Here is a 25,571-nt window from a genome sequence, read left to right as displayed (position 1 = left end):
TTGGTGTGGTTATACTTTGCAGCCGTAATAATCGGTATTTTTACGGTAGTGTGAAGATAAGCCTTAGCTGACGTGGGAGCTAAGGCTTTAGTTATTGTTATACATGTAAACAGGTGCTGTGGCTCGAGAAGCGCACAGCTTAAATTCGGTTACATCTTCCGCTGTGTAGGCATGGTAACCCAAAGTTACTTGGGGCCGCATAACCAAATCAGCAAACCGGGCCTGTTCAAACGCACCGCTGATAGTTTTATTAGGGGGTGGTTGAACTGTGGTTTGCCTGCGGTCGCCGTGATTTTTAAACCCCCTGCTAATACCAGGGGGTTTTGTACTGGGAGTGGTTTTATTTGATTCTAGTTTTACAGGGTACAGGCGATGGAAAATTAATAACCCAAACACTTGTAGGGCAAGGGTACCGGGTGGGGGCCCTGGCCGCTACGGATTATGGCAGGGAACTGGCTGTAGAATACGGGGCTATCTTGGTAGATAAAAATTTGAACACCGGTACAGGTACCTGGCTGGAAGAACTGGGGGTGCAGGCCGTAGTTGACGCCAGGCACCCATTCGATGGAAAAGGGGAAGATGAGCTGGCCCGGCAGTGCCGGGCAAACAATATAATGTACCTGCGCATAGGCCGGGAGGAGACAGATATATGCCATGAACTGCTGCACCCGGTATCCTCCATGCCCGAGGCTGCCCAAAAAGCTGCCGGTTTAGGAAAAACAATTTTTTTGACCACGGGCAGCCACGATCTGGAACACTTCGTAGCACTGCAAAAAACACAAGGCATTCGATTAGTGGTAAGAGTATTGCCCGAGCACAAGGTGGTTAAAAAATGCCAGGACATGGGCATTCATACCAGGGACATTGTGGCCATGCAGGGGCCCTTTTCCAAACAAATCAACAAAGCACTGTTTAAAATGTACCGGGCTGCAGTGGTGGTCACCAAAGACAGCGGCCGGGCCGGGGGTACCGACACAAAAATTGATGCTGCCCTTGCTTTGAAAATTCCCGTTGTGATTGTCAAAAGGCCAAGTGCCACTACGCAGAGGGAGTACCGGTGGGATGAAGCTGTACAGGTCATTAACCAACAGCTACCATTACAACCCCGGTAAAAATTTACACAGCTTTATTACACGTTTAATGCGTTGTAGTTTTGTTTTATTACAATGAAAGAAGGTGCATTTATTGAAAGGTTTATTATCAATAACAACGGTATTTGAGGCAATAAGACCCAAATTTATTTGCTTGGCATTTGTTTATTTCATGCTGCTGGTGCTGGTGATACCGGAAAATGCTTACGCCATGCACATTATGGAGGGCTACCTGCCTTCGACATGGTGCGCGGCATGGTATTTATTAACCTTGCCATTTTTTATCATGGGACTGATTTCAATTAACAAAACAGTTGGTTTAAACCCTAAAATGAAAATGCTCATTGCCTTTGCCGGGGCCTTTGCCTTTGCCTTGTCAGCCCTAAAATTACCATCGGTGACGGGTAGTTGCTCCCATCCCACGGGTGTGGGATTGGGTGCTATATTGTTCGGCCCGGCTGCCATGGCGGTACTGGGGAGTATTGTACTGTTGTTCCAGGCGCTGCTTTTGGCCCATGGCGGCATTACCACCTTGGGTGCCAACGCCTTCTCCATGGCCGTGGTGGGTCCCTTTGTGGCTTATGGAGTTTTCAGATTGTGCCGGCGACTGGGCACACCCGTGTGGCTGGCTGTCTTTGCAGGTGCAGCCCTGGGTGATTTGCTCACGTACATTACCACATCAATTCAATTAGCCCTGGCCATACCGGATGCTGTCGGGGGAGTTGCGGCCTCCTTTACTAAATTTTCCGCGATTTTTGCCGTTACCCAAATTCCCCTGGCCATCAGTGAAGGATTACTTACTGTACTGGTCTTTAATTTACTGTATAATTACAATCAGAACGAGCTTATTGAGCTGGCCGTAATTCCTGATCACCTACAGGGGGAGGTGCGGTAATCGTGAAAAATAATATGCTGCGCAATAATCTACTACTGCTTGTTTTGTTGGCAGTCTTCATAGTACTACCGCTTATCATGGCCAACGGAGCGGCATTCGAAGGAGCTGACGGGCAGGCGGAAGAAGCTATTATGCAAATCAATCCCCACTATGAACCCTGGTTTTCCTCTATTTGGGAGCCACCCAGCGGGGAAATTGAAAGCCTGTTATTTGCTTTGCAAGGGGCGCTGGGGGCGGGCTTTATATGTTATTACCTGGGGTATATGAAGGGCAGTAAAAAATCCGAAAGGGATTAAATATCCGGTATGTTATTAATTGATCATTTTGCATACAACAACAGACTGGTTCGGATGCACCCCGGTGAAAAAACCCTCTTTTTTGTAATTACCATCGGGATTTGCCTGGCTTTGCCATCACTGGCCACATCCCTGGTTATCACGCTGTTGATGGCCGGGGTGGTGGTGTTTGGGGCCGGGGTACCATGGCGATTTTATGCCAAGCTGCTGATGGTGCCCAGCTCCTTTCTGATTATTGGCGTGTTGGCAGTGGCGGTTTCGGTAACCCGTGAACCACAGCAGTTTCTATGGGCCGTCCACCCGGGAAGTTTTACCGTGGGTATAACCAGGGCAGGTCTTCTTACTGCGGCGGAATTGTTTTTTCGCTCACTGGGTGCGGTTTCCTGTCTGTATTTTTTATCCCTCACTACACCCATGACGGAGACTGTGGGTTTACTGAAAAAATTGCGGATGCCCGCACTGGTGGTGGAGTTAATTGCTTTAATATACAGGTTGATATTCATATTGTTGGGAATGTCCGGGCAAATATACACTGCCCAGTCTTCCCGGCTGGGTTATAGAAATATGCGCACCGGGTTTACCGCTCTAAGCCAATTGATAATGTCTATGTTTATCAAGTCCTACAAGCAATCCCAAAGCATGTATGACGCCATGGTGGCACGTTGTTATGACGGGCAGCTGCATTTTGTGGAAGAAAAACGGAACTGGTCGGCACGTCACGTGCTGGTGATAGTAACGGTTGACGGTATACTGGCGGCCTGGGCGCTGTATGCGGGAGGAATATTATGAGACCATATATTATTGAGGCCCGGAATTTGATATATGACTACCCGGACGGTACCAGAGCGCTGAATGGTATGACCATGTGCATCAAAGAAGGACAAAAAGTGGCGGTACTGGGGACAAACGGAGCGGGTAAATCCACTTTGTTTTTACACTTTAATGGTATTTTGCGTCCCCGGCAGGGAGCTGTATTATTCAATGGACAGCCGGTGGATTACCGGCACAGATCTTTGATTGAACTACGGAAAAATGTAGGTATTGTATTTCAGGACCCGGACAACCAGCTTTTTTCGGCCAGTGTGCTGCAGGATGTTGCCTTCGGGCCGCTAAATCTGGGTTTGGATAAAAATACGGCACTGGACCGGGCCCATAAAGCCATGGAAGAAACAGAAATTGATTACTTGCAAAATAAGCCCACCCATTTTTTAAGTTACGGGCAAAAGAAGCGGGTATCCATCGCCGGAGTGCTGGCTATGGAGCCCCGGGTAATTGTTTTCGACGAGCCCACCGCCTGTCTGGATCCCCGGATGGCGGGCAAAATTATGAGCTTGCTGCAGCAGTTAAACAAGCAGGGTAAAACCCTGGTAATGTCCACCCATGATGTTGACCTGGCCTACAGTTGGGCCGATTACGTTTACGTTCTCCAACGAGGTCGGGTTGCCGGGGAAGGAACCCCCCGGGAGGTTTTTGCAGACCGGGAGTTGCTGGCTGGCTGCGGCCTGAAACTTCCCTGGATGTTGGAAGTATACTGGGAGTTAATTGATAACGAACTGATTGCCCCAACTGTTCCCGTACCCAGTAACAAAGACACTTTAATGGAATTGATTAGAAATGGATCAGGGGCCGCTGCCGGTGTTACAATAAAGGTAGTATAGTTAAGGACCCGTATTAAATAGCAATCTATTATAAGATTATATGAGTTTAACATTATGTAATTAGGGTGAAAAAATGGAACAAACACGGGTTGCCCTGGTGCAAATGAACGCGCAATTGGCCGCAACGACCTTAAATTTAAACAAAATGGAATCCTTCGTGAAAGAAGCGGCCGGTCAAAAAGTTGATATTATTTGCTTTCCCGAGTTAAGCGTGCAGGGGTACAGCCGAAACTGCTCCGGTCCTACCGCAGAGTCACTACCCGGTCCCTCATCAGAGCGTATCATGACCATGGCACGCCGGTACAACCTGGTGGTTCTGGCGGGATTGGCGGAAGCCTCGCCCACCGGTAGGCCATACATAACTCAACTGGTGGCCTATCCCAATGGAAAGTTGCTTAAATATAGAAAAACTCATTTGGGCAACAGCGAAAAACCAAACTTCACACCGGGTGCTGAATTGCCTGTGTTCGGTCATGATAAATTGAACTTCGGAGTGCAAATATGCTGGGATTTACATTTCCCTGAAGTCACCGCTATATTGTCGCTTAAAGGGGCAGAGATAGTTTTTGCACCTCATGCATCACCAACCATAGTGGGAAATCGTAGAGAAATCTGGTTGAAATACATGACAGCCCGGGCTTACGACAACGCAGTGTATTTGGCGGCCTGCAACCTGGTGGGAAATGACGGTGCCGGACACAGTTTTTGCGGTGGAGCTTTAGTGATTGATCCCAAAGGTAACGTTATTGCTGAAGCATTTAATGATCGTGAAGAAATGCTGGTAGCCGACCTTGATCCCGTTATCATCAATACCATCCGCCGTAAGGAGTCCAGTTCTATGCGCCATAGTTTTTTCCTGGACAGCCGGCGGCCGGAATTATATGGCGATCTGCTCAAGAGGGGTTAAATTTTTGATTACCGGGGGCGATACCATGGGTAACAACATTATTGATGCAATTAAAATTACAGCTATAGGCCTGGTTGAGGATGAGTTGTACGAAGTTAAATTCCATTTCCGGCTTAAGGGAAACGATTATTTTGGCATGCTCAACCTGCAAAGCGGGTCGTTCATATCCAATGCGGTAAGTTTAACCGACGACGAAAACCAGTCACTGGTGCATTATCTAAGCCACAAGGCCGAAGAATACCTGGAGGCACAGGGCATCGACATACCACCGGAAATGAGATGCCAGTGCCATTGAATCTTTTAGTGATAAGTAACGTCCTTAGGCGCCGTGCCCAATATGTGACAAGTCCGGTTCCCCCTTTGACAAATCATTTTGACTGGTGGACGCATATAATAAACTAACCCTGTGGCAAGCAAAAAAAATTTTTCGGCCATTGCGCCGGAAAGATTCTGGTAAGAATCAGTAATTATCAGCCACAAACAAGGGTGCCTGCTGCTTTTGGTTATTATGGGGATGGCGGCAGGTATATGCGTTAAAGGGGGAACCTCATTTGTCCAGGGGAAGAATGAAAAAAGTTTTTCCCGGTGGGAACACCAGCCAGGGCTTTTATTCCTTTTATGATTATATTATTGATCAACAGGAAGCTACCAGGATTTTTGTTATTAAAGGCGGGCCTGGTGTTGGTAAATCTACTTTTATGCGCAAAATTGCTGAAGAAATGCTAGAACGGGGATACGATGTGGAGTTCCATTGTTGTTCCTCGGATAACGGTTCACTGGATGGTATTGTAATTCCGGCCATAGGTGTGGCCATGCTGGACGGCACTGCTCCCCATATAGTGGATCCCAAACATCCTGGTGCTGTGGACGAAATAATTCATTTGGGCGACCACTGGAATGAGCAAGCTATCCGGGCCAATAAGCAGGAGATCTTAGCCTGTAACAAGGAGGTTGGTCGACTTTTTAAGCGGGCATATGCTTATTTGGCTGCCGCTAAAATTTTTCTCAATGAGGTAAGGTTATATTATACCGCAACGGGTGCCATTAACGTGGGCAGTTTTGATCGCATGGTGCTGGAACTGGTGCATGAAATCTTTGAGGGTCAGGAAAGGCAAACTGATAACCCCAAAGCCAGGCGATTATTTGCCACCGCCATTACACCCGACGGTCCGGTGAGTCACCTGGCCACCATTGTGGATCATATCGGCAAGCGGTATATAATTGAAGGAGACGATGGAACGGGTAAAAATATACTGGTGGCCAGGTTGATGGACGCAGCCATGATGAGGGGATTTGATGTGGAAGCTTATCACTGCGCCCTGGAACCTGATTTAATCGATCATTTGGTAATACCGGGCTTGGATGTAGCCATCGTTAATTCGGTGGAACCACACGATTTTCGCCCCCGGGCCGGGGATGTGGTAATCGATACCATGGAATGTGTAAATCCCATTCTCAATGAAAAATACCTGATGGAAAAGACCAAAGCCCGTAAAATGTACCGGGAATGCATGGAGCAGGCCATATCATTTATTCGCCAGGCTAAAGCCGGGCACGACGATATGGAGAAATATTATGCACCTTACATGGATTTCGAAGCCATAAACGCCCGGCGAGAAAAAACCCTGGCACGTATTTTAGAGCTGGTCACCAGGTGATTGCTGGTTAATTGTTAGCGGGGCTGCATCTTTAAATTAAACAGCGACCAAACCGGGAAAGGCTTTACCTATTGGAAAAGTGCCGCCACCTGTGTAAGGTGGCGGCACTTTTTTCGGGCAATGATATAAACTGTTAAAATAACGCCAGGTAGCGATCAATTTCCCACTGGTGCACCTGTAAAGAGAAGCTCTCCCATTCCTTTGCTTTGGCTTCGGCCAGTTTTTCATAAATATGTTCGCCCAGAGCACCCTTGATCACTTCATCCCTGCTCAGTTCGTCATATGCTTCAGGCAAGCTGCCGGGTAGTGATTTGATGCCCAGCTCATCCAGCTCATCTTTTGTCATCTTGTATATGTTTCGGTCACATGCCGGCGGCGGGTCTATTTGATTGGCTATACCGTCCAAACCGGCTGCCAGGCAAACGGCCAGGGACAGGTAGGGGTTGCAGGATGGATCCGGGTTACGCAGTTCAACCCTGGTGCTCTGTCCACGCTTGGCGGGGATACGGATCAGGGGACTGCGGTTACGTCCGCTCCAAGCAAGGTATACCGGTGCCTCATAACCGGGTACCAGGCGCTTGTAGGAGTTTACCGTTGGATTTGTGACAGCGGCCATAGCCCGGGCGTGTTTCAATAAACCGCCTATATAGTAGTATGCTTCCCGGCTTAATTGCATCGGAATGTCATTTTCGTCATAAAATGCGTTTTTGTCACCTTTGAACAATGATTGGTTGGTATGCATGCCACTGCCGTTGATGCCATATATGGGTTTGGGCATAAAGGTGGCGTGCAAGCCGTGTCGTTGGGCAATGGTGCGCACCACGAATTTAAAGGTAACGATTTTATCCGCTATATCGAGGGCGTTCGAGTACTTAAAGTCGATTTCATGCTGGCCGGGGGCCACTTCGTGGTGAGAGGCCTCGATTTCAAACCCCATTTCCTCCAGAGTCAACACTATGTCTCTGCGAGCTTGCTCTCCAAGATCAACCGGTGAAAGATCAAAGTAACCGGCGTTGTCGTGAGTTTTCAAAGTGGGTATATTATTATCGTCCACACAGAACAGGAAAAATTCCAACTCCGGACCCACTTGCATGGAATAGCCCATTTGAGCCGCTTTGGCCAATTGGCGTTTTAAGATTACCCTGGGACAGCCTTCAAAGGGGCTACCGTCAGGATTGTAAATATCACACATTAATCTGGCCACCCCGCCGTCCCTGGGACGCCATGGAAAAACCACAAAGGTGTCGGGGTCGGGACGAAGGTACATGTCAGACTCTTCAATCCTGCTAAAACCGTATATCGAAGATCCGTCAAACATTAATTCCCCGTCCAACGCTTTTTCCAGTTGGTCAATGGTGATGGCTACGTTTTTCATTACCCCCAACAAATCAGTGAACTGCAAACGGATAAACTTTACTCCCTTTTCCCTTGCTTCAGCAATTACCTCTCTCTTATCCATAGTCGAAACCACCTTTCTAATGATTAAGTGATTAGCTTTAATATAAAAAGCCGGCACAAGGTTTGTTTTTACAAGCCTTGCGCCGGCTTCTTTGCCGGTTTTTTTCGCCCTTCGCTACGCGGGTAAAATAACAAGAGCCCATGAACAGTTAATATAGAACTGTTCATGGGCTTCATTGCCAAGTTATTAATAATACACCGTTGTATTAAGTAATATTTAATTAGATAAGGTAATTATAATAGAATTGTACTTGGTTTGCAATAACCTTCGTTGAATATTTTTTATAGCACTTAATTACAAAAAACATCTACCGCACAAACCCTGATTTCATGCATAATTTCTTAATTAATGTATACAATATTTTCTCAATATTTTAGCTTGACATGCTTGCATTTTTTCTGTGAATTAGTATAATTGACTAAGCAAACAAAATAGTTTTTGGACAATGGCGTCCCAATAATTTGCTTGAAGCAAGTTATTTGGACGTTTTTTGTTTCCTAATAAAATACATAAAATACCATTCCACAATTTGATAAGCAATAAGCATCAATTTGCCGGCGGCTCAATGGCGAGACCGTATAGTTTAAAAGGGCGATGCGGCCCACAAAGTATTGCTTGATAAGGTTATACCTTTTGTAATAAGGTCCTACCTTCATATAAGGCCATACTTTGTGGGCCTTTTTATTTTGCGCAAATTGCGCTACATTTAAATTTTAACCGTAAATGCATTTTACATGGAAGGGATGAACAATATGGGGAGAATCAAGGCCAAACCCGAGGTTTGTATGGGTTGTCACCTGTGCGAAGTATGGTGTGCGGTGGCCCACTCCAAATCCAAACACATTATCAAGGCTTTTCTATATGAAGAGGAAAAACCGCTGCCCAGGCTGGTGGTGGAGGAAAAGCTGCCCCTTACCTTTGCCCTGCAGTGCAGGCACTGTGCCGAACCGGACTGTGTCACCGCCTGTATTAGCGGGGCTTTATCCAAGGACCCGGAGACCGGGCGGGTGTTGCATAACCCAAACCAGTGTGTGGGTTGCTATAGCTGCGTGCTGACCTGTCCCTACGGAAGCATATTTATAAATCCACGAAAAAGGGAAGTTATTAAATGCGACCTTTGCGCCGGGCTGGATACCCTTTATTGTGTAAGCCACTGTCCCAACGGGGCACTGGTATACGAGGACTGCTAATTAATATGGGGGGATCATCGATGGGTAATATGGGCGATTATGATTACTTGATTATAGGCAACTCTGCGGGAGCTGTGGGTTGTATAGAGGGTTTACGAAGTATGGACAAAAACGGTACGGTGGCCCTGGTGGCCGAAGAAGAGCACCACGTATACTCGAGGGCTTTGATCCCCTATTACCTGGGCGGTCAGATAACCAGAAATAAAATGTATTACCGACCCCGTGATTTTTATGATCGTGCCCGGGTCAGTGTTATCAAGGAACGCCGGGCGGTAAAAATCCATAGTGCAGTTCGGATGGTGGAACTGGACAATGGTAGTCGGCTGGGCTATGGTAAATTGCTGCTGGCTACGGGTGGGAAACCGGTATACCCGCCCATTTCCGGACTTGATAAACAACAAAATGTGTTTAGTTTTCACAGCATGAAGGATGTGTTGGGTATTGAAAGGGAACTGCCCGCTGTCCGAAGCGCCGTGGTACTGGGGGGCGGTGTTATCGGTTTGATGGCTGCCGAGGTACTGCATAAAAGGGGCCTTGATGTGCATGTGCTGGAACTGGCCGACCGGTTACTGGCACCGGTGGTTGATGAAACCACGTCCCATTTGGTGGAAGGCGCACTGCAAAAGGCCGGGGTGACATTGTATTTAAACAACACCATCGATCAGGTGCACGGCACCCAACGGGTGGAGAGCGTTACCTTAAAAGACGGGCGTAGCATACCCTGCGATTTACTCATCGTGGGGGTGGGAGTGGCACCCAGGGTGGAACTGGCCCAGGGCACGGGTATAGAGGTCAACCGGGGTATTGTAGTGGATAAAAACATGCAAACCGCTGTACCGGGCATCTATGCCTGCGGTGACTGCGCCTCTACCTATAACTTTGTGACAGGTGCCGGTCAGAACTTGCCGCTGTGGCCCAATGCTTATCTGGGTGGCCGTATTGCCGGGTTCAATATGGCGGGTATGGAAAGGGCATTTGTCCAGGGCACCGCTATGAATGCCATGCACTTTTTTGATATTAACATCATCAATGCCGGTATCAATGTTACCGGGGCAGAAACCCCAGACGGGCTGGATGTAATCCAGGAATATAACAAGGACACTCAAACATACCGGAAATTTATCCTCTCTGAAAAAGGTCATATCAAAGGTTTTATACTGGTTGGCCAAATAGCCAGGGCGGGTATATTTTTAAATTTGATGCGGCGCAAAACCGATGTGCGGGCCTTTATAAAGGATTTATTTAAAACAGATTTTGGATACGCTGATTTACCGGAAACACTGCGCTGGAAACTGCTGCAAGATGACGTGATTTTAGGGGTGGTATAAATGCTGGTAAAACAATACTATCAAAGCGAAAGGTTTGTGCCGGACAAAGAAATGGACGCCTGCGGGCTGTTTGGGGTCATGCATACAGGCGGTGTCAGATTCGGCGGCCAGATGGCCATTGACGCCATTAAGAACATGAAAGTACGGGGCAGCGGTCTGGGTGGCGGGTTTGCCATTTATGGTCTGTATCCCAAATATAAAGAGTATTATGCACTGCACATTATCTACCAGGACAAAAGTCCAACGGCCCAAAAGAACGTGGAAGCTTTTTTAAAGCAGAATTTTTACGTGGTGTTTGATGAAGAGATACCCACCAACCCGAATATCCGCCTGTTTGCTCCTCCTCTGGCCTGGCGATATTTCGTAGCCCCGCAAAAAAGCGGTGCCGAGGAAAATATCCCTGATGATGAGTATGTGATCAACAAAGTGATGTACCTGAACAGCCACATAGATAATGCTTACGTATTTTCATCGGGTAAAGATGTCGGTGTTTTTAAGGGCGTTGGATTTCCCGAAGAAATAGCGGATTACTTCATGCTGGATGATCTATACGAGGGATATATATGGACGGTACACAGCAGGTTTCCCACCAATACCCCGGGTTGGTGGGGCGGGGCACACCCGCTCTCAATATTGGACTGGACGGTGGTGCATAACGGAGAGATCTCTTCATACGGCGCCAACCGCCGGTTTCTGGAAATGCATAATTATTACTGTACTCTTCACACGGATACCGAAGTGCTGGCCTATGCAGTGGATTTATTGATGCGGCGCCAGGGGCTGCCCATTGAAGTGGTGGCGAAAATTTTTGCCCCGCCCATGTGGGAAGCCATTTACCGTATGGATGACAGTGATAGAGAATTATATACGGCGCTGCGCATGACTTATGCGCCTCTGTTAATGAACGGTCCTTTCACGGTTATTGTCGCCCATCACAATGAAATGATCGGTCTTACCGACCGTATCAGGCTGCGGCCTATAACGGCGGGCGCCAAGGGTGATCTGGTATTCTTATCTTCTGAAGAAGCGGCCATCCGGGCGGTATGCCCGGACCTGGAACTGGCCTGGACACCCCCCGGCGGTGAACCGGTGGTAGTCAGATTGCACACCCGGGATCACTTGCAAAGTTTAAATAAATCCATTTAAGGGTGGTGTATATATGTATCCTAACCTATTATCGGAATTTATAGTTGAACGGCGGGAAGACAGGTGTATTCGCTGCCGGGTATGCCAGCGACAATGTGCCAACGGGGTACACCTGTACGATCCGGAATTGGAAAGATTTTTTACTTCTGAAAAGGACTGCGTGGGCTGCCAACGCTGTGTAACCCTTTGTCCCACCGAGGCTTTACATGTACGACCCCGATTGGCTGATTACCGTCCCAACAGCAGCTGGACCAGAGATAAAATGCAAAACTTGAAAAAACAGGCTGCCACGGGCGGTGTGGTTTTGACCGGCAGCGGCAATGACAAACCATACCGGATTTATTGGGACCACCTGGTACTTAATGCTTCCCAGGTGACCAATCCTTCCATTGACCCGCTGAGGGAACCCATGGAATTACAGACCTTTTTAGGTCGCAAGCCGGATACCTTAAAAATTGAATTTAGTGCAGGCAAGGCAAGACTAGTTTCACCGGTTTATCCCAACGTACCGGTAAAAATACCGCTGGTATTTTCCGCCATGTCTCTGGGGGCGATCAGTTACCCCGCCTTTAAATCCCTGGCTATGGCGGCCAAAGAGGCCGGTGTGTTATTCAATACCGGTGAGGGCGGATTACCTGTGGAAATGCGCGAAGAATACGCCGGACACGCCATTGTGCAGTGTGCCAGCGGCCGGTTCGGGGTGGATGCCGATTATTTAAACAGCGCCCGGGTTATTGAAATAAAAATAGGCCAGGGAGCCAAGCCTGGAATCGGCGGGCACCTGCCCGGGGAAAAGGTTTCGGATTATATCGCCCAAACCAGAATGATCCCCCGGGGTACGGATGCACTATCCCCGGCACCCCAGCATGACATATATTCCATTGAAGATTTGTCCATGTTGATATACGCATTGAAAGAGGCTACCAATTACACCAAGCCGGTTTCGGTAAAAATTGCCGCAGTACACAACGTTGCGGCCATTGCTTCGGGCATTGTCCGGGCCGGGGCGGACATCGTGGCCATTGATGGTATCAGGGGTGGCACCGGTGCCGCACCCCTGGCCACCCGTGACAATGTGGGTATACCTTTGGAGTTGGCCCTGGCTGCAGTGGATAAAAGGTTACGGGATGAGGGTATCCGAAACAAATGCTCCATCATGGCCGCCGGGGGTATCCGTTGCTCCGCCGATGCCATCAAAGCCATTGCCCTGGGGGCCGATGGTGTGTACATCGGTACCGCTGCTCTGGTGGCCATGGGCTGTACCCTTTGCCATAAATGTTATACAGGCAAGTGCAACTGGGGTATTTGTACCCAGGATCCCTATTTGACCAAGCGGCTGAATCCGGAAATCACCAGCCGGAGGCTGGTTAACCTGTTAAAGGGCTGGAGTCACGAAATCCAGGAAATGCTGGGTGGTCTGGGCGTCAATGCCATAGAAAGCTTGCGTGCCAACCGGGAACACCTGCGCGGTGTAGGCCTTGAGGAATGGGAACTTAACGTGCTGGGGGTAAAGGGAGCCGGGGAGTAGTCTGAAAAAACCACCCTTAAAAGATGGTACCGGTTGTTGAAAGATTTTAATATTTCAACAACCGGACCTATCAAGACAGCACACGGTTATCAGTACATATCGGGAAATATCGGGGGAGTGATTAAATGAACGGATTGAATGGATTGAATGTTAAGTTCGGTTATCGCGATAATTTTTTGGATAATTTACAACCGGTGGATTTTCTATACGAAACCAGAGTGAGTATTGATGGCCACAGGGCCACCATAGATGCCCGGGGGCTGAAGCACAAGGAATTAAATGATTTGCTCAGGGAAACTGTGCAAAAGGGCAGTACAGAGCTGGTTATTAACAATGTTTTTGGGCAAAGGTACATCGGAACCCGGCTGTATATCCCCGGGGACGATAAACTGGACATAGAAGTTAATAAATTTCCAGGCAATGATTTGGGTGCTTTTTTAAACGGTCACCGCATCATTGTACACGGCAATGCCCAAGACGGAGTAGGCAATACCATGGATGAGGGGCAAATTATTGTACATGGCCGGGCGGGGGATGTAACGGCCATGTCCATGCGGGGCGGCCAAATTTTTATCAGGGATAACGTGGGTTACCGCACTGCCATTCACATGAAGGAATACCGGGATAAAACTCCCGTGCTGGTTGTGGGGGGCACGGCCCAGGATTTTCTGGGCGAATATATGGCCGGGGGTATGGTGCTGCTGCTGGGCTTAAACTTGCGGGAAAATGAACCACACCGGGCCAACTACATCGGCACCGGTATGCACGGCGGAGTAATTTACCTCCGGGGCTGTGTAAAGGAGCACCAGCTGGGCAAAGAAGTGGGAGTGCGCCCGCTACAGGACCGGGATGAAGCAATTGTTGCGCGTTATGTGCGGGAATACTGCCGTCACTTCGGCGGTAACCCGGATCAAATCCTTAACGGTCCATTCCATAAATTAATCCCGGTATCCTTAAGACCTTACGGTCAAATATATGCTTACTGAGGGAAGCAAGGGGACGGGACTTCTGCTTTCTTGGAAACATGAAACACAGCGATGACCCCGGTTTTCCAATTATAATCTGAAAACCGGGGTCATCGCTGTGTTTCCCTGCGTATCCGGTAAAATAGTTTACCTGTTGCCGGCGTCTGGCAGTAATACGTATTCACATATGTCAATATACCAGTAATCCACGAATCCCGGATATGTTAACATATTGATACATCGTATTCCCTAAACCAGGCGTCCACCTGAATTAAATAAGCCAAATATTGGGCATCCTTCATCAACTGGCCATAAAAGGGCTGGTCAAAATATGTTCCGGTTGATTGGATCATGCGGCGTACGTTATCTACATTAATAAGCGGCCGCAGCGGTGATGATGAATCTTCTAAAATTTCCCCAACCATTTTCCGCACTGTTTTCAGATAAACCGGGTGGTGAGACTTGGGGTAAGGGCTTTTGCGCCGCTTAAGCACCTCCTCGGGTAGTAAACCGGTCAACGCGCGGCGGAGTATACCCTTTTCCATACCCCCGTAATTTTTCATCGACCACGGTATGTTCCAGGCATACTCCACCAGGCGATGATCACAAAAGGGAACACGCATTTCAAGACCCACCGCCATGCTCATGCGGTCCTTGCGCTCCAGCAAAGTAGCCATAAACCAGTTCATGGTCAGGTACATTAGTTCCCGCAGTTGCGCCTCCCAGGGATCTTCGCCCGGCAGGCGGGGCACCTCGGCCAGTGTTTCCTGATAACGCCGGGTTACGTATTCCACCGGCTTTAGCAGATCGATTACGCCGGGAGCCAGCATGCGTATACGCTCACCAAGCCCCCGCAGCCAGGGAAATGTGCCTTGGGCTGCGGCCCGTACCTTATGAAACCAGGGATATCCACCAAATATTTCATCCGCGCATTCCCCGGAAAGGGCTACGGTGGCTGATTGCTTAATCGCCCGGGAAAAAAGGTACAGCGAGGCATCTATGTCAGCCATACCCGGTAAATCCCGGGCTTGCATGGCAACCGCCAGTGCGTCCACCAGTTCGGGTGTGTCAATGATGACCCTGTGGTGCATGGTGCCCAGGCTTTCCGAGACGCGTTGTATCCAGGGAGCATCGGTGTTGGGTTGGAATAGATCAGGCATAAAATACCTATCGTTGCCAGTAAAATCCACTGACCAAGTATGCAATGGCCCATCACCGGCATGCCTCCCGGCCTCTGCAACTACCGCTGTGATGGCGCTGGAATCCAGCCCGCCCGACAATAAAGTGCAGATGGGCACGTCAGCCACCAACTGGCGTGTTACTGCGTCGCAAAAAAGCTCACGCACCCTGGCTGTGGTGGTATCCAAATCATCTTCGTGGGGCTTGCTTTCCAATTGCCAGTAGCGGTGGATACGCAAGCCGCTGCGGTCAAACACCAGGTAATGCCCCGGTTTTAGCTCACTCACATTGCGAAATACCCCGTGACCTGGTGTACGCCCCGGCGCCATGACCAGTATTTCTGCCAGGCCGTCAATATCCACGCTAGCCTGCACCGCCGGGTGGGCCAGCAGTGACTTTAACTCGGAGCCAAAATACAATGCACAGCCACGCCGGCTATAAAACAGCGGTTTTACGCCCAGACGGTCCCGGGCCATAAACAGCTTCTGGTCCCGCTCGCTCCATATGGCCAGCGCATAGATACCATTCAGACGCTGCAAACAATCCTCGCCCCACTCAATATAAGATAATAACAGTACTTCTGTATCCGAATGACCGCTGAAGGTGTATCCGTGGGCCGTCAATTCCCTCCTTAATTCCGGGGAGTTGTATAATTCTCCGTTATAGACCATTACATATATATGATCACCACGCTGGCGAAGCATGGGCTGTCCGCCACCCGCCGGGTCGACCACTATCAACCTGCGATGTCCCAGGGCGGCATGGGTTGAGAGCCATATGCCGCCCGCATCGGGGCCCCGGTGCAGTTGGAATTCATTCATCGCCTCAAGTGTGGGACGCTGCCGGGTAATATCTGCACCCAAATCTATCCAACCGGTAATTCCGCACATTAAAACTATCCCTCCCATGGTGTTATAATCATCCATAACGCGTAAATAAATCAAATACAGGACACAGCATGGCCCGGAAAAAAACAAAAACGCCGCCCTCCATAAAAGGCAGGCGACGTTGCCATAAAGGGTAGATGCCCTGTTGCATCTACCCGGCCCATTACATCATATGCAAAAGGTTATCAGAGTGGTAGTAAAGATAAAAAATCGCGTAGTGGGAAATGTTAGTGATTGAATAAAAAGCCCCTCGGATTGACCAACCGAGGGGGCATGTCATTGTTAAGCCACCGGTCTGCTTTCGCATAATTCTTTATTTAATATATTAAGGCGGATACGGCGAATTCTCAGGCCTGTAATTTCGGCCACCTCAAGCCGGTGTCCGGGTAGTTCCACTTTGTCTCCCACCCGGGGTCGTTTGCCCAGTTTGCCGAAAACGTATCCACCCAGGGTGTCATACTCATTTTCATCATCCAGGGGCAGGCAAAACATTTCCGCTGCTTCCTCCAGCGGCAAGCGACCATCCACCAGAAAAGCACCGTCCTTTTCCGGAGCTACTTCCGGCTGTTCATGGTCGAATTCGTCCTGTATTTCACCCACCAATTCCTCCAGCACGTTTTCCATGGTTACAATACCGGCAGTACAGCCGTATTCGTCCACCACCAGGGCCATGTGCTGGTGGCTTTGTTGAAAGTCACGCAGTAATTTATCTAAATGCAGGCCTTCGGGAATAATCATAATGTTACGTTTTATATCGTCAAGGCTGGAATCATCATTTAGTTGAAAAAGCTCTTTAATGTGAACCAGGCCCACCACATTATCCGTATTTCCATCACAAAGGGGGAAGCGGGTGTGGCCTGAGTGTAGGGCTTTATGCTTGTTTTCCGCCAAGCTTTTCCTGTAGTCCAAAAATACAACCTCAGGCCTGGGAACCATGATATCCTTTACCACTTTCTTTTCAAATTCAAAAACATTTTGCAGCAGGCGCCACTCATCTGTATCCAAGTGGCCGCCACGATAACTTTCGGAAACCAACATTTGCAATTCTTCCTCGTTGTGGCTTTTCTCATGCTCGCTGGCCGGCTGTACACCTATCTTTCGTAGTATTCCGTTGGCTGTACCGTTAAAAAGCACGATGCCGGGGTAAAAAAGATAGTAGGAAAGGCGCATAGGTATAGCCAGCCAAAGAGTTACCGCCTCGGCCCGTTGTATGGCCAGGGATTTCGGTACCAATTCGCCAAATACTACATGTAAAAATGTTACCAGGGTAAAGGCGATGATGAATGAAATGGAATGCAGGGCAGCGGAGGAGGTTATGCCGAATACTACAAGCAAAGGTTCCAACAGTTTAGCTACCACCGGCTCGCCCAGCCAGCCCAGACCCAGACTGGATATGGTAATGCCCAGTTGGGATACGGAAAGATAGGAGTCAATGTTATTTACACAGACCTGGGCAATTTTGGCCCTGCCGTTACCCTCGGCAACCAATTGGGCCAGGCGGGTAGGTCTTACTTTAACAAAGGCAAATTCCGCCGCGACAAAAACTGCGTTTAAAAACACCAGAAAAAGAGCCAGTAAAATTTTTAACGCAATCAAAATACTGAATGACGTGCCGTCATCCATGGTGATTGATTCACTCTCCTTTATATTGCATATTTACTATCTAATTATTATTATATTTTAACAGATTAATTAAATTAAACAAAACTTCCGCTATACCTTTTAAAGTTAGAAAAAGGCCAAAATTCACTGGTTTTTAGTGCTGTTACAGTTACTTGTTCATGCTATCTTCACCGCCTGAGCTGGGACTTATGTCTGCCGGCCAATCTATGTATTAAAAAATATGTAACTAAATATATGGGAAGACATTAACGGGTATGACGGTTATTCCCCGCAACAGAATACTACAGGTCTGTATGGGGAAAATAGAATATGATTTTGATTAAAGAATAAAAAACAAGGAGATACACCCTGTGACTAAAAAAGGAGAACCCAACCGGTTAATCCATGAGAAATCACCATATTTATTGCAGCACGCTTATAATCCAGTCGATTGGTTCCCCTGGGGTGATGAAGCATTCAATAAGGCCAGAGAGGAAGATAAACCCGTATTTCTCTCTATTGGCTATTCTACCTGTCACTGGTGTCACGTAATGGAAAGAGAATCCTTTGAGGATCGAGAGGTAGCGGATGAATTAAACCGCCATTTTGTATCCATAAAAGTAGATAGGGAGGAACGCCCTGATATCGACCAGATATACATGACTGTATGCCAGGCCTTGACCGGCCAGGGAGGCTGGCCGCTGACGGTGATTATGACTCCCGATAAAAAACCTTTTTTCGCCGGTACTTATTTTCCTAAACACTCCCGCTGGGGCCGGGCCGGACTGCTGGATATATTGAAGCAGGTGGCTGATAAGTGGGCCAGTGACAGAGAGAAGCTTGTCCAAACCAGCCACATGATTACGGAACAGGTACAGTTCACACCAGGTCACCGCCTGGCGGGTGAATCGGCGGCTGACATAACCGCCCGGGCTTACAACCAGTTCCGGCAATCCTTTGACAAGCGATATGGCGGTTTTGGCGCCGCCCCCAAGTTTCCCACACCCCATAACCTGCTTTTTTTAATGCGCTACTGGAAACAGACCGGGGAAGAAACCGCTCTTCACATGGCAGAAAAAACATTGCATTCCATTTACCGGGGTGGCATTAACGATCATATCGGTTTTGGCTATGCCCGCTACTCCACCGACGAAAAGTGGCTGGTGCCCCACTTCGAGAAAATGTTATACGATAATGCGCTGCTGGCCCTGGCATTTCTGGAAGCTTACCAGGCCACCCAAAACGAATTTTATGCCGAAGCGGCACGTCAAATATTTACCTACGTGCTCAGAGATATGACCCACCCCGAAGGAGGATTCTACTCTGCCGAGGATGCCGACTCCGAAGGGGTGGAGGGAAAATTTTATGTTTGGAGACCTGCTGAAGTGCGTCAGGTTCTAGGCAGTGAAAATGGAGATTTTTTTTGCAAGGTTTATGACATTACCGAAAATGGTAACTTCGAAGGACAGAGCATACCCAATTTAATAAAGGCTTTGCCGGAAGAGCAAGCCCGGGCAATGGGCATGGAAACCCAAGCGTTACTGCAATTGCTGGAGGAATGCAGGCAAAAACTTTACGACTACCGGGATCAAAGGATACATCCTTTTAAAGATGATAAAATACTGACGGCCTGGAACGGATTGATGATCACCGCACTGGCCCGGGGAGCCGCCGTGCTGGGGGACGGGCGTTACCGGAAGGCCGCAGAAAATGCGTTACAGTTTATTCAGCAAAAACTGCAAAGGCAGGATGGCCGGTTGCTGGCTCGCTACCGGGACGGTGAATCCAGCTTTAACGGGTACCTGGACGATTACGCCTTTTTGATTTGGGGTCTAATAGAACTATACCGGGCAACTTTTCAGGCCACATACCTGACCCGGGCTATTGAACTAACTCACCAGGTGCGAGAATTGTTCTGGGATGAGCAGCAAGGGGGATTCTTTTTCTATGGTGCCGATTCCGAGCAGCTGATTGCCCGGCCCAAGGAGATATATGACGGGGCCATGCCGTCGGGCAATTCCGTAATGGCTTTGAACCTGCTGCAATTGGCCGCTATAACCGGTGACGCGGAACTGGATGAACTGGCCCGGCGCCAGATAGATGTTTTTGCCGGAGCAGCCAGCGAGTATCCCAGGGGATACGCGCATTTTATGACCGCCCTTTTATTTGCTGCCGGGCCTACCAGCGAAATTGTCATTACAGGGCGCAGGGAAGACCCGCAGGTGACGGAAATGTTACGTCTGGCCCAGCGGCAATATTTGCCGGGCGCTGTGCTCATCTACCGGCCCGAGGGGGATGGTAAAGGTCAGGAGGATGGCCTGATTGGAGAACTGGCACCATTCACCAGGGAGCAAAAAGCCATTGACGGGCAGGCTACTGCTTATGTTTGCCGGGACCGGGCCTGCCGTAAACCGGTAACGGATACGGCGGATCTGGAAAGCCTTTTGCATTAGCCGGCACTAATTTTTCAAACCCCTGCGGCTGCATAACGGTTTTTATACAACGTTCGAAAGCACTCCCGTTGTAAAAGCGAGAGTGCTTTTTCTTGATGGGTGGATTGAGCCCGGTTTTTATTGTTCAATTCACCCCGGTGGCAGTAATGCTTCTTTTTGAACCATTTGATTTGCATATAACTTTCTGGGTTACAATATCGGAAAATAATACCAGGCCATCTGTTTGGGCAACATGGATTACGTTGGCTGACTGTTTGCATTGAGGTAAAATGGCTGCCAGCATATTTTCTTTTTTTAAAATGCATTCCGGGTTAAACACAACATCTTCCTGCCCGTCAAAAATGGCTATATAAAAAATGCCCGCTTCCACCAGGTTCTGAAAAAAGTGGGTGCCGTAGGACAGCTCAGGTGTAAATCCCGCGTCGCAGAAGGCTATCTCGCATATAACCGACATGTTGCACAGCTCTGAAAAATGCACTGGTACGCCCAGCGACGGTGTGCTGGTCCCCCACCTGCCCGGACCCACCAGCATGACGCTTTTCCCTTTCAGTGCCGTATTTAGCAGGCCAACCTGCCTGGCCACCGCCCATTTACTCTGCTCATTACGTTCCGCATAAGCCTGCGCATTTACATAAACAACATAATCAACAGGTAAACGCACGTTTCCGCCCATAAAATTACCCCGCGTTGAGAAGAAACAGTCTCGTTCGTCCACCAGTTCGGGCATCTGCACCGCAGTACCCAGACCCCTGGTTCGCAACGGGCGGCATTGCAGAAGATTGATCTTAAAGCGGTTATCGGCAGTAAAATTGACTGTGAACTCAATGTCCACAGGGTAATCATAAACCCGGGACAACAGTGCCAGCATATCTCGCATTAGGTCCGGGAATTCAGTATCTTTAAGCAGTTTATAAAAATCAAGAATATACGCCAGGTGGTTGCCGGTATAACCAAGTTCGCGCAGCCGGTTGGCTGTCGGGTAATCCCAAGAAGCAAACAGGTTTTTGTCTGCTTTGAGATCATCGTTGACAATCTCATCCCAGCTTTGGCTGGTTAATGTGTTTTTTTTCAAAGAAAGCACATCAACATAGCGCTGGGAATATTTTTTTCTATCCTCACAGCTTACCGGGGGCGTGCGTAGAGGGTTATCCAAGCAAACAATTTTGGCATAATCGCCGGTGGTTCTTTCCACCGCCCTGGTACCAAGCCCGAAGACCAGGCGCAGCATTCCTGCGTTCATATCTATGCTTTTATCCCAGACATAAAGGTTGGATGAGTTACCCACCCCCGCCAAGTGAGGGAAAAACCTTTCCTTATGATAATCCCCGGACACCCGTTGCACCAGGATGGCCATTTGTTCATCCTTATCAAAAAGCCCCCGGTTCATTCGGTAGGCCAGCGCATCCTCGTTCATAGTGCTGGCATAAACGGTGCGGATCGCCTGTTCAAAGGCGGCGAAGCGTTCTTCGGGCGTACCCTGGTTTACGCAAAACACGCTTTCATATTTCCCCGCAAAGGTGTTACCGTAATTATCTTCCAAAAGGGAACTGGAACGTACAATAACAGGTGATTGCCCGAAGTATTCAAGCATGCGCATAAATTCTTCCCGTATGGGCTCCGAGAACTTACCATTTAAAATTTTTTGTTTCAATTCAGGCGCGTATTTAAAAAAACCTTCTTTGGTCTTTTGCTTGGTGCGTAGCTTCCAGCAACCGTTTTGCACCAGATAGGTATAGTAAACATCCGACCCTATATAGTAAGAGTCATGAGGCTCCAAAAAAGGGGTAAAACGGTTATGGCCTTCCTGCTCCAAAATTTTTCGCGCCAGCAGCATACCCACGCTTTTACCTCCGATAAAGCCCGATCCCACTACTCTGGTTGCTATGTTTAAAATATCCCTCAAGGTAAAATACCGGTCGCACAGATCGAACATTCTGGACTCGCTGCCGATGAGCAGTTTCATTAATAACCTTTTGGCCTTTTCCTGTTCTTCCAACCCGAGAGTCAGCGCAAATCTTGCCTTGTTAAAAACAACATCCCAGTAATCCAATCTTTCCCCAACGCGGTTAATACTGGAGAACAACTCGGCGGCTTCAGAACTGGCTGTGATACAGACGGCTTCCTGGTCCTGAATTAAATGCGGGAAAAACATGGTGGGCGAATAACGCTTCCAGACTTTAAGGGGATGAACATAAAATTTGTTCTTCACATGGTATAAATCCAGCAACAACTGTGTCGTTTCACGGATACAAGCTATGGTGCTGTAGGTGTGTACATTGCGTTTAATGGCAAAGTAAGCTAGGGTATCAAATTCATGCAAAAGGGGACAGGACACCTTGAAAAAGTTGCTGATCATTAAATCTGAGTACCAGTATTCCAGTAAATCACTGAGGCAGTCAAATACATAAAAGGTTTCTTGTCCTTCTTGTTCCACCAGGCTGTGCACCGCCGTGGCAAAACCTTCAAATCCCTTTTGTGCATCCAGGTGATATACTTTAATCTCCGGACTTTCTTTCAACAGCGGAGCGTGCCTGCCAAAACGAACGTAAACCAGTTTTCTTTGGTCCAGCCTGGCCTGTACTGCATAGGGTTCAACGATTTTCCGGTAATCGGAGACTTCATCCACCTGCCATACCACATTATCACCCAGTCGCAGCATGTCAATGGCCTGATCAAAACCCTTCAAGCCCGTGCTTACCTTATTGTTGATACCCATAGCGCGCACCTCCCTAATCACAAGGTGCCAATCCAACCTAAAATACGAAAGTGGAGATAATATTAACGATAAAAACCTAACTGGAGAGATATACGGTTGGCGGCTTCGATAATAAGTTTTATCAGTTCAGCCCGGGGAAAACTCTGGCTAATGCGGGTAGCTGGCCCGGATACGCTAATGGCAGCAATGGTTTTACCCTCATGATTACGAACGGGCGCTGCCACGCACTGTACTCCTTCTTCCAGTTCACCAAAATCAATAGCATAATTCTGTTGTTTAACTTTAGCTAATTCTTTTTTAAACAGTTCGGAATCAGTAATGGTACGATCGGTATATTTATAAAACTTGTTTTTCTTGACAATTTGGTTCAGTTCGCCCGGGGGAAGGGAGGCCAGCAGCACCTTGCCGCTGGCCGTGCAGTAAGCCGGCCCTCTGGTCCCGGGCTTTGCAAACATTTTTACTATATTGGGTGATTCTACTTGATCTATATAAACTACCTCACCACGGTTGAGTACAGAAAGATTGGCCGTTTCATTGCACCTATCCACCAGTTCTTTAAGATAGGGTTTGGCAATAGAGCGAATGTCCAGATTATACAGAGCAGCATTACCTATTTCAAATGTTTTGAGGCCCAGACGGTAACGACCCTGATTGGGCTCTTGCTCCACAAACCCGGCAACAATTAGTGTATTGAGCAGACGGTGTACCGTACTGATGTTCAGTCCTAATTTAACGCTGAGCACGGTTAGTGCTATTGGTTCCCTGTGCCTGGCCAAAGCTTCTAAAATGGCCAGGGAACGATCCACCGACTGTACCGTTTTTGTTTTTCGTTCATTGCCCGTTGACATGGGACAACCTCTCCTTAAACTCCCCTTGTTTACATCTATGAATTAGCCCAGTATTTTTTCAACTTCTTCGGCATCTAAATCCATGATATAGGGTATGCCGGTAACCTGCGCCGCTTCTCGGGTAATGCTGGCCAAGTCATCTCTGGTGATATAATCAATGCTGAACTTGCGGGCACCGCACATTAGCTGCTGCAAGCCCACGGCCAGACGATCGAAGTAATTGTAAACGCCCATAGCGCTGGTGGGAATCCTTGCTACATCTTCGCCATATTGCTGTTTCAAGGTTGTACTGGCGGTAAATATTTGCTCAACGGTATTGCCGTAACGCTTGGTTATATCAGCGGGTACCTTGCCTTCTTTAATGTAACTGCCAATGGTTTTGCCAACCATAGCAGCGGCCAGCGGGGCGCGTGCCATGCCGATGGCTTTAACATATGGCGCAGCCAAGGCCAGGCCTTTATACATATGATCTTCCAGAGAAAAGCCGCCGGCCACAGCTACCTTGGGCACATACATGCCTTTGGCTTTGATACGTTCCATGTATTGATAAAGTAGTGACTCCAGGTAGACAGTGGGCACACCCCACTCGTTCATCATCCTCCACGGGCTCATACCTGTACCGCCACCGGCACCATCAACGGTCAAAAGATCTATTTTAGCCAGCGAAGCGAATTTAACGGCCCGGGCCAGGTCCGCCGGGCGATAAGCACCGGTTTTCAGCATAACGTGTTTGGCCCCCAGGCCGCGCAATTCAGATACCCGGGTCATAAATGATTCCTCATCAACCATGCCAATTCTAGAATGACGTTCAAATTCTTTTACTGTCCCCTGTGCATAGCCTTGTTGTACATCAGGGTTTTCCGGATCCGGATATACAATATAGCCGCGGGATTTGAGTTGCCGGGCTCTTTCCAGAGAGGGAAGCTTAACTTCACCGCCAATATCTTTGGCACCCTGGCCCCACTTGATTTCCACAGCTTCTACGCCCAGGTCGTTTATCACATACTCGGCTACCCCAAGGCGTGTATCTTCAACGTTAAACTGCACCACAATGGCACCGTATCCGTTATACCATTCTCTAAACAGCTTTACCCGGCGTTCCATGTCAGGGGATTTAACCACGCGGCCATTTTTTATTTCCCCATCGGGGTCCATACCACAGACATTTTCACCAATGGTCAGGACAATACCTGATATGGCTGCGCCAATGGCCAAGCCTTCCCAGTTGTCTTTGGCCACCTGAGTGGAACCAAGGCCGGGTATTACAATGGGCAGTTTAAGTTTAATAGTATTTGTAGAGCCGATTTCCGTTTCCAGATTGACTGCCGGAAAGGTAGCTTTATCGCTATCTGCTTCGATGCCATATGCACCAACAGCTGTGCCCATAATGTTCAAGTGGGATAAATCAACCGGGTAATCCTTTTGGGAAGCGCTGGTTGTACAGCCAAATGGCTGCGGATAAATGAGTTCACGTCCCCGGTATGCTGATTTGCCTACTTCGCAAAGGCCGGGGCAGCCGTCTAGGCAGGTTGCGCACAAGCCACTGGAGGAACAAACATTACCCGGTGTTCTGTTTTTGGTGAGTGTCGCTGCACTGGCATTGATCCCGTTACTATAACCCATTAATAATCAGACCTCCTATGTCTATTGGTGTACATCGCTGTACATTTCCACGTTGTGAAATTATATTTCACGTTTCTTAAGACATTTTAGACCCTGACGGTTAATTAGTCAATAGAAACAACTTTCACCATATGAAAAACTT

The 25,571-nt window shown here is 48.4% G+C and carries 20 protein-coding genes; 14 read left to right on the top strand and 6 right to left on the bottom strand.

The annotated features are described in order from the left end of the window. Nucleotides 1-344 precede the first annotated feature (344 nt). The 8 genes from cobK to LX24_RS05815 all read left to right on the top strand — a co-directional run bounded on the left by cobK (nucleotide 345) and on the right by LX24_RS05815 (nucleotide 6,505). Nucleotides 345-1,112, top strand: coding sequence for a precorrin-6A reductase (gene cobK, locus LX24_RS05850; RefSeq protein ID WP_166511204.1), 768 nt, complete (start codon nucleotides 345-347; stop codon nucleotides 1,110-1,112). A 151-nt stretch (nucleotides 1,113-1,263) separates the two neighbouring features. Beyond that, nucleotides 1,264-1,986, top strand: a complete 723-nt coding sequence (locus LX24_RS05845) for an energy-coupling factor ABC transporter permease (RefSeq protein WP_166511286.1) — start codon at nucleotides 1,264-1,266, stop codon at nucleotides 1,984-1,986. Between the two features lie 14 nt (nucleotides 1,987-2,000). Further along, nucleotides 2,001-2,282 (top strand): energy-coupling factor ABC transporter substrate-binding protein, encoded by a 282-nt coding sequence (locus tag LX24_RS05840; protein ID WP_166511285.1) that lies wholly within the window; start codon nucleotides 2,001-2,003, stop codon nucleotides 2,280-2,282. A 9-nt stretch (nucleotides 2,283-2,291) separates the two neighbouring features. Then, complete coding sequence (gene cbiQ, locus LX24_RS05835) at nucleotides 2,292-3,071, top strand: cobalt ECF transporter T component CbiQ (protein ID WP_166511203.1); 780 nt, start codon at nucleotides 2,292-2,294, stop codon at nucleotides 3,069-3,071. Next, on the top strand, nucleotides 3,068-3,940 hold the full coding sequence (locus tag LX24_RS05830) for an energy-coupling factor ABC transporter ATP-binding protein (RefSeq protein WP_166511202.1): 873 nt from the start codon (nucleotides 3,068-3,070) through the stop codon (nucleotides 3,938-3,940). The genes cbiQ and LX24_RS05830 overlap by 4 nt, the downstream gene beginning before the upstream one ends. A 73-nt stretch (nucleotides 3,941-4,013) precedes the next feature. Further along, a complete protein-coding gene (locus LX24_RS05825; RefSeq protein ID WP_166511201.1) occupies nucleotides 4,014-4,847 on the top strand; it encodes a nitrilase family protein in 834 nt (277 codons plus the stop codon). Nucleotides 4,848-4,851: 4 nt separating this feature from the next. Beyond that, the gene (locus LX24_RS05820) at nucleotides 4,852-5,142 is read left to right on the top strand and encodes a hypothetical protein (protein ID WP_166511200.1); all 291 of its coding nucleotides are present in this window, start codon (nucleotides 4,852-4,854) and stop codon (nucleotides 5,140-5,142) included. Nucleotides 5,143-5,398: 256 nt separating this feature from the next. Next, on the top strand, nucleotides 5,399-6,505 hold the full coding sequence (locus LX24_RS05815; protein WP_166511199.1) for a PRK06851 family protein: 1,107 nt from the start codon (nucleotides 5,399-5,401) through the stop codon (nucleotides 6,503-6,505). A gap of 133 nt (nucleotides 6,506-6,638) precedes the next feature. Here LX24_RS05815 and glnA read toward each other — a convergent pair whose 3' ends face one another. Next, complete coding sequence (gene glnA, locus LX24_RS05810) at nucleotides 6,639-7,964, bottom strand: type I glutamate--ammonia ligase (RefSeq protein WP_166511198.1); 1,326 nt, start codon at nucleotides 7,962-7,964, stop codon at nucleotides 6,639-6,641. Between the two features lie 752 nt (nucleotides 7,965-8,716). Here glnA and LX24_RS05805 point away from each other — a divergent pair. The 5 genes from LX24_RS05805 (at nucleotide 8,717) to LX24_RS05785 (ending at nucleotide 14,142) form a co-directional block, all read left to right on the top strand. Further along, the gene (locus LX24_RS05805) at nucleotides 8,717-9,154 is read left to right on the top strand and encodes a 4Fe-4S dicluster domain-containing protein (RefSeq protein ID WP_166511197.1); all 438 of its coding nucleotides are present in this window, start codon (nucleotides 8,717-8,719) and stop codon (nucleotides 9,152-9,154) included. Nucleotides 9,155-9,174: 20 nt separating this feature from the next. Then, the gene (locus LX24_RS05800) at nucleotides 9,175-10,482 is read left to right on the top strand and encodes an NAD(P)/FAD-dependent oxidoreductase (RefSeq protein WP_166511196.1); all 1,308 of its coding nucleotides are present in this window, start codon (nucleotides 9,175-9,177) and stop codon (nucleotides 10,480-10,482) included. Then, nucleotides 10,483-11,628, top strand: a complete 1,146-nt coding sequence (locus LX24_RS05795; RefSeq protein ID WP_166511195.1) for a class II glutamine amidotransferase — start codon at nucleotides 10,483-10,485, stop codon at nucleotides 11,626-11,628. It abuts the gene before it with no gap. Between the two features lie 13 nt (nucleotides 11,629-11,641). Further along, the gene (locus tag LX24_RS05790) at nucleotides 11,642-13,156 is read left to right on the top strand and encodes a glutamate synthase-related protein (protein ID WP_166511194.1); all 1,515 of its coding nucleotides are present in this window, start codon (nucleotides 11,642-11,644) and stop codon (nucleotides 13,154-13,156) included. Nucleotides 13,157-13,281: 125 nt separating this feature from the next. After that, entirely contained in the window at nucleotides 13,282-14,142 is an 861-nt protein-coding gene (locus LX24_RS05785; protein WP_166511193.1) for a GltB/FmdC/FwdC-like GXGXG domain-containing protein, read from the top strand. Between the two features lie 203 nt (nucleotides 14,143-14,345). Here the strand turns inward: LX24_RS05785 and asnB are convergent, their stop codons facing one another. Next, nucleotides 14,346-16,190, bottom strand: a complete 1,845-nt coding sequence (gene asnB / locus LX24_RS05780; RefSeq protein WP_166511192.1) for an asparagine synthase (glutamine-hydrolyzing) — start codon at nucleotides 16,188-16,190, stop codon at nucleotides 14,346-14,348. 279 nt (nucleotides 16,191-16,469) lie between these two features. Further along, nucleotides 16,470-17,810: a hemolysin family protein gene (locus LX24_RS05775; protein WP_166511191.1), complete on the bottom strand. Its 1,341-nt coding sequence runs from the start codon at nucleotides 17,808-17,810 to the stop codon at nucleotides 16,470-16,472. Between the two features lie 350 nt (nucleotides 17,811-18,160). Here LX24_RS05775 and LX24_RS05770 point away from each other — a divergent pair, with 350 nt between their 5' ends. Next, a complete protein-coding gene (locus LX24_RS05770; protein WP_166511190.1) occupies nucleotides 18,161-20,242 on the top strand; it encodes a thioredoxin domain-containing protein in 2,082 nt (693 codons plus the stop codon). A 124-nt stretch (nucleotides 20,243-20,366) separates the two neighbouring features. Here the strand turns inward: LX24_RS05770 and LX24_RS05765 are convergent, their stop codons facing one another. From LX24_RS05765 to LX24_RS05755, 3 genes are all read right to left on the bottom strand, one after another. Continuing rightward, the gene (locus LX24_RS05765; RefSeq protein WP_166511189.1) at nucleotides 20,367-22,958 is read right to left on the bottom strand and encodes a PEP/pyruvate-binding domain-containing protein; all 2,592 of its coding nucleotides are present in this window, start codon (nucleotides 22,956-22,958) and stop codon (nucleotides 20,367-20,369) included. A gap of 62 nt (nucleotides 22,959-23,020) precedes the next feature. After that, nucleotides 23,021-23,806 carry an IclR family transcriptional regulator gene (locus LX24_RS05760; RefSeq protein ID WP_166511188.1) on the bottom strand — a complete coding sequence of 262 codons (786 nt, stop codon included), beginning with the start codon at nucleotides 23,804-23,806 and terminating at the stop codon, nucleotides 23,021-23,023. Nucleotides 23,807-23,848: 42 nt separating this feature from the next. After that, nucleotides 23,849-25,429: an FMN-binding glutamate synthase family protein gene (locus LX24_RS05755; RefSeq protein WP_166511187.1), complete on the bottom strand. Its 1,581-nt coding sequence runs from the start codon at nucleotides 25,427-25,429 to the stop codon at nucleotides 23,849-23,851. Nucleotides 25,430-25,571 lie beyond the last annotated feature (142 nt).

The organism is Desulfallas thermosapovorans DSM 6562 (assembly GCF_008124625.1).
Classification (GTDB): domain Bacteria; phylum Bacillota; class Desulfotomaculia; order Desulfotomaculales; family Desulfallaceae; genus Sporotomaculum; species Sporotomaculum thermosapovorans.
The sequence above is the reverse complement of the archived record's forward strand: the minus strand, read 5'-3'. Positions and strand labels throughout refer to the sequence as shown.

Excerpts from the sequence above, each read along its gene's own strand:
- LX24_RS05845 (WP_166511286.1), top strand. The coding sequence starts at position 1,264 with ATGCTGCTGGTGCTGGTGATACCGGAAAATGCTTACGCCATGCACATT.
- LX24_RS05840 (WP_166511285.1), top strand. The coding sequence starts at position 2,001 with ATGCTGCGCAATAATCTACTACTGCTTGTTTTGTTGGCAGTCTTCATA.
- cbiQ (WP_166511203.1), top strand. The coding sequence starts at position 2,292 with ATGTTATTAATTGATCATTTTGCATACAACAACAGACTGGTTCGGATG.
- LX24_RS05830 (WP_166511202.1), top strand. The coding sequence starts at position 3,068 with ATGAGACCATATATTATTGAGGCCCGGAATTTGATATATGACTACCCG.
- LX24_RS05825 (WP_166511201.1), top strand. The coding sequence starts at position 4,014 with ATGGAACAAACACGGGTTGCCCTGGTGCAAATGAACGCGCAATTGGCC.
- glnA (WP_166511198.1), bottom strand. The coding sequence starts at position 7,964 with ATGGATAAGAGAGAGGTAATTGCTGAAGCAAGGGAAAAGGGAGTAAAG.
- LX24_RS05805 (WP_166511197.1), top strand. The coding sequence starts at position 8,717 with ATGGGGAGAATCAAGGCCAAACCCGAGGTTTGTATGGGTTGTCACCTG.
- LX24_RS05800 (WP_166511196.1), top strand. The coding sequence starts at position 9,175 with ATGGGTAATATGGGCGATTATGATTACTTGATTATAGGCAACTCTGCG.
- LX24_RS05795 (WP_166511195.1), top strand. The coding sequence starts at position 10,483 with ATGCTGGTAAAACAATACTATCAAAGCGAAAGGTTTGTGCCGGACAAA.
- LX24_RS05790 (WP_166511194.1), top strand. The coding sequence starts at position 11,642 with ATGTATCCTAACCTATTATCGGAATTTATAGTTGAACGGCGGGAAGAC.
- LX24_RS05785 (WP_166511193.1), top strand. The coding sequence starts at position 13,282 with ATGAACGGATTGAATGGATTGAATGTTAAGTTCGGTTATCGCGATAAT.
- asnB (WP_166511192.1), bottom strand. The coding sequence starts at position 16,190 with ATGTGCGGAATTACCGGTTGGATAGATTTGGGTGCAGATATTACCCGG.
- LX24_RS05775 (WP_166511191.1), bottom strand. The coding sequence starts at position 17,810 with ATGGATGACGGCACGTCATTCAGTATTTTGATTGCGTTAAAAATTTTA.
- LX24_RS05765 (WP_166511189.1), bottom strand. The coding sequence starts at position 22,958 with ATGGGTATCAACAATAAGGTAAGCACGGGCTTGAAGGGTTTTGATCAG.
- LX24_RS05760 (WP_166511188.1), bottom strand. The coding sequence starts at position 23,806 with ATGTCAACGGGCAATGAACGAAAAACAAAAACGGTACAGTCGGTGGAT.
- LX24_RS05755 (WP_166511187.1), bottom strand. The coding sequence starts at position 25,429 with ATGGGTTATAGTAACGGGATCAATGCCAGTGCAGCGACACTCACCAAA.